Raw genomic sequence first — 4217 nt, 5'->3', positions numbered from 1 at the left:
TTTAGCGATAGCAGAAGCGGCGTCCTTAGCTTCGCCCTCCCAGTCAAATATATCCACTCTTGCTTCTTCAATGCCTACCTGCTCGCAGAGCTGATAGTTTCCGACGTATTCACCGTTTATGACTACATCTGTCCAGACTGTTTCCATAGTGGTGAGACCGAGCTCCTTGGAAAGCTTTGAAGCAGTTGTATTTCTCAGAAGGCTTTCGTCCTGATAATTTGCAAGCAGACACCATTTTTTGCTCTTTCCCATACCGTAAAGGTCGGTCTTTTTATCGAGCTTTATCTTATACGGCTTCTTTTCCCAACCCCATGTAGTATTGCCGCGGCCTTGCATAGTCATTTTGCCGTTATAAAGCGGCTCTGCAGTTTCTTCGTTGTTCTGTATGAACATTTCGCCGCTCTTGGCATCCTTTTTAAATGCAGGTACCTGACCGTCATCTGTATTGATATAAATAACGGGAAGCTTGCTGAAGTATACCTTGTCCACTGTTTCGTATCCTTCACCGTCAAATTCCTGAACTTCTATCCATGTCTCATAGAATCCTTCTGTAAGGACAAAGCTCTCAGGATCGACCTCACTGCCGTCCGCAAGGCATCTGATGATACTTCCTGTCTGGTTATTGATCTTCAGAGTTTCTCCGACCTTCAAGTAAGTTTTGTCGATACTTATCTCAGTATTTTCTGTTTCTGCTGCAAATACTGTAAGACCTTCCTGTGAAAAGAGCTGACCGCAATTACCTGCGAACATCAGATTTGTGCAGGTAAGAGCTGCTGTGGTAAAGCTGAGCATTTTTTTGAATATTCTTTGATTAGACACCTTCAATTCCTCCTTTTAAAATTAAGCCGTTTCTTTGATCTGTATATTTCATAAAATCATTGCTACAACATATCATCTATCCCCCTATGCATATATATTTGCTTCTGTTTTATGTTATTATCGGAAGCATTTACGTCCTTTTTTCTAATGACAAGGTCATTGTAGCATATTTTTTATCCCAGATGCGGATAATTACAGATTTGTAATCGGCAAGCAAATGCCACATAACTAACTCAATATATTTAATAAGAACCGCTTTGATTTTGTTAAATATAAAAGAATCTTTATAGCTGTATGATAACATGATAAATCAATATATAAAATTTTTTGTAAACAATGTCAATACTTCTGCGTTTTTTTGTTATGTTATACAAAAAAGCAGCCGGAGATATTACTTCTCTGACTGCTGTATAATAACAATTATTAATTTCAAAAAATCATGAATGTTTCGCCAAAAAGAATGAAGAGTAATAACTTCAAATATCTCTAAATGAAATCCCCCTGTAATCTTAATAAGACTTACAGGGGGGATTATACTGATATTTACATCTCAACTTCTATATCACCGGTTTCCTTAAGCAGATATGCATTAAGGAGCTTTTCCATGATAGCGTCCTTGCGTTCAATAGATCTTTCGCGGATATCCAGTCTTTCATTAAGTCTATGTATCTGACCTTTCAGATGCGCAACATTCTTTTCATATGCAGATTTCTGTTCTTCAAATTTTATCATCATAAATTCTATGGTCTGATTCTTGTCGTGTATTATCTGCTTCAAAGCCATTACTTCATCAAGTCCGCTGGTATCGCCGTAAAGGTCAAGAAGTACGTCATCAAGAGGCGCTATAGAATCCTGATAACGGAAATTAAAGTCCTCAGAGCCCTCAGAAAAAATTCTTTTAACTGTCGCTTCCGACACAAACTTTCCCTTTGCTTCGAGCATTTCCATTATTCTTGAAACGGATAATCCCTGCTCTGCCTTGACCTTTTTTAGTCGTTCAATGGTAGTTTTTTTGAGTTTTTCGATTTCCATGCAATAAAAAGCTCCTTTTTGGTATTTTTTTAGTTCAATAAAATAGACTAAAGTTATACAATGATTATACTGAAAATAGCTTGTAAATAAACCGCGAATTATGTTACAATTCACATATAGTAAGTAGGCTAATTCGACATAAAACCTTATTCAAATAGCAGGGAAACAATGCATAGACTTTGACATTTATTAATGGTATGATTATATCATTAATATCAAATTATGTCAACTATTTTTCTTAAAATAATAACTATTGAAGCAAGCGGTGATCCTGTCGTTTTTCAGCCTATACTAAAACATTAAAACTACGGAACATAAAAGGAGAATAATTATGTTATCAAACAACGCTGTAATCAATGAAAATGAAGAAAAAAAGACGTATCATTTGCCAGCCAGCCTGTCGTCAAAAGGGAATGAATTACATACAGACCAGCTGGAAAATGACGTCGTAAAATTTGTACAGAAACTTGGTGTTCGCCCTCATTTAACCGGTTATCATCTTCTCATAAAAGCAATACTTCTATCGTTAAAATCGCCTCATCTTCTCAAATCCCTTACAAAAGAACTATATCCGATGGTTGCAATGGAACATGGTAAAAATGTTAGAGCTGTCGAGCGTAATATGAGAAAAGCAATAGAATCCGCATATGAGAATGATTCACAGCGCGTTCAGTCAATATTCTACTATAAAGTAGATAAGCCTTACATATCGGAAGTGCTTTCGATGGCGGTGGAATCAATTCGACATAAACAATAAGGCGAATATGTAGTCAAAAACAGACCTTCGGCAGTATTGTTATGGGCATTATCAACTATCCATATTCTCTTTAACAAGTTCAATTCCTTTCTCTATAAATCCCTCCAATGTCGGCATCTTATTGTCGAAGGTCTTTTTGAAATTCGGCGTATCTTTTGCGTCAATAATTGCCTTTTCCATTTCTTTTCGCACTTCTTCAACTGTCGTGTGGTTCTGTTCGGCTACAATTTGCAGCATAGTCTCGATGTTCATAGAAACATCTCCTTTCATAATTTGACGGTATAAAACCGTGCTGTGATTATTAACCACATTAAAACTGGCTATACTCTCAGAGATTTTGTCGAAATATGTCGTATCTTAGTATTTTATGACTGGGTATGTTCAAGAATTATCCCGATTTGAAGGACGACTGGCATGAGGTCTACGGTGACCGTATCAATCAGCTTGTATTCAGAGGAAAGAGATACAAAAAAGCCGATATCCTTGCCAAGTTTGAAAAATGCCTGACTATATGAGCAGCAAGGCAATACCTATATACCTGTTTCCCGAAGCAGGGAAAACACAGTTTATACAGGAAATCATATCCGATAAACGAAAAAAGCTCCGCATTGCGGAGCTTTTTTCAATATTCAAATGAGTCCAAGAAGTCTTTGCTGGATCGTCAGAGCGTCATTAGGTGTAATTCCGTCATTTGTATTGTATACATCGGCATTGAATTCGCTTCTTATGGACAGGCTGTATTTAGCTTAATGACATTACCTGTGAGGGAGCTGTTGTTCTTAAAGAAAATTAAATACATATTTTTTACATACCGTCTTCTTGAAGTTACGGTTTACGTTCGGCAAAATTATTAACAGCGATAAAAAGCTCTATTTGCTGTATAAATAATACGAGTATTCTTTAAGCAGTTACAATACTATCTGCCTTGTGGAGCTTGAGCTTTTCAACTGCCTGCTCTCTCATCTTGTACTTGAGTATCTTACCAGCTGCATTCATAGGGAACCCGTCTACGAAATCAACGTATCTCGGGCACTTGTGCTTCGCTATTCTTGCAAGACAGAAGTCCTTGATCTCCTGCTCGGTAGCTGTCTCGCCGTCCTGGAGAACGATACAAGCCATTATCTCCTCGCCGTAGTCCTCATCAGGAACACCGATGACCTGAACGTCCTTTACCTTGGGATATGTGTAGAGGAAGTCCTCTATCTCCTTGGGGTAAATGTTCTCGCCGCCACGGATTATCATATCCTTGATACGACCTGTTATCTTGAAATATCCGTCAGAAGAGCGGCGTCTTGCAAGGTCGCCTGTGTGGAGCCACCCCTCGCTGTCGATAGCGGCAGCAGTAGCCTCGGGCATCTTGTAGTAGCCCTTCATGATATTGTAGCCTCTTGCCACAAACTCACCGTCTACGTCATCAGGCACTTCCTGATTGGTCTCAGGATCAACTATGCGGCACTCAACGCCGAAAATAGGTCCGCCGACTGTATTTACGCGCTGTTCCAGTGAGTCGGTAGTCTTGCTCATAGTTGTTGCGGGAGAAGCCTCGGTCTGTCCGTAAGTTATGCATATCTCGCTCATGTGCATCTTCTCGACAACTTCCTCCATTGTC

Annotated in this window: 6 protein-coding genes; 2 read left to right on the top strand and 4 right to left on the bottom strand. The window is 38.9% G+C overall.

Annotated elements, in window-relative coordinates; genetic code table 11:
* Positions 1 to 819, bottom strand: an 819-nt coding sequence (locus K6G33_RS13470; protein WP_296780467.1) for a CotH kinase family protein, incomplete at its 3' end; no start/stop codon positions are given.
* A 543-nt stretch (positions 820 to 1362) separates the two neighbouring features.
* Positions 1363 to 1851 (bottom strand): hypothetical protein, encoded by a 489-nt coding sequence (locus tag K6G33_RS13465; RefSeq protein WP_296780465.1) that lies wholly within the window; start codon positions 1849 to 1851, stop codon positions 1363 to 1365.
* A 331-nt stretch (positions 1852 to 2182) separates the two neighbouring features.
* Between K6G33_RS13465 and K6G33_RS13460 the strand changes: the two genes are divergently transcribed.
* Positions 2183 to 2608, top strand: coding sequence for a sporulation initiation factor Spo0A C-terminal domain-containing protein (locus K6G33_RS13460; protein WP_296780464.1), 426 nt, complete (start codon positions 2183 to 2185; stop codon positions 2606 to 2608).
* Positions 2609 to 2659: 51 nt separating this feature from the next.
* On the opposite strand, the gene K6G33_RS13455 is transcribed toward K6G33_RS13460, so the two are convergent.
* Complete coding sequence (locus K6G33_RS13455; protein WP_296780462.1) at positions 2660 to 2860, bottom strand: hypothetical protein; 201 nt, start codon at positions 2858 to 2860, stop codon at positions 2660 to 2662.
* Positions 2861 to 2985: 125 nt separating this feature from the next.
* Between K6G33_RS13455 and K6G33_RS13450 the strand changes: the two genes are divergently transcribed.
* On the top strand, positions 2986 to 3123 hold the full coding sequence (locus K6G33_RS13450) for a hypothetical protein (protein ID WP_296780460.1): 138 nt from the start codon (positions 2986 to 2988) through the stop codon (positions 3121 to 3123).
* A 385-nt stretch (positions 3124 to 3508) separates the two neighbouring features.
* On the opposite strand, the gene K6G33_RS13445 is transcribed toward K6G33_RS13450, so the two are convergent.
* Positions 3509 to 4217, bottom strand: a 709-nt coding sequence (locus K6G33_RS13445; RefSeq protein ID WP_296780458.1) for an AMP-binding protein, incomplete at its 5' end; no start/stop codon positions are given.

The sequence above is a fragment of the Ruminococcus sp. genome (assembly GCF_024691275.1).
Lineage (GTDB): Bacteria > Bacillota > Clostridia > Oscillospirales > Ruminococcaceae > Ruminococcus.
Note: the sequence above shows the minus strand (reverse complement) of the source record. Positions and strands in the feature narration are given on the sequence as shown.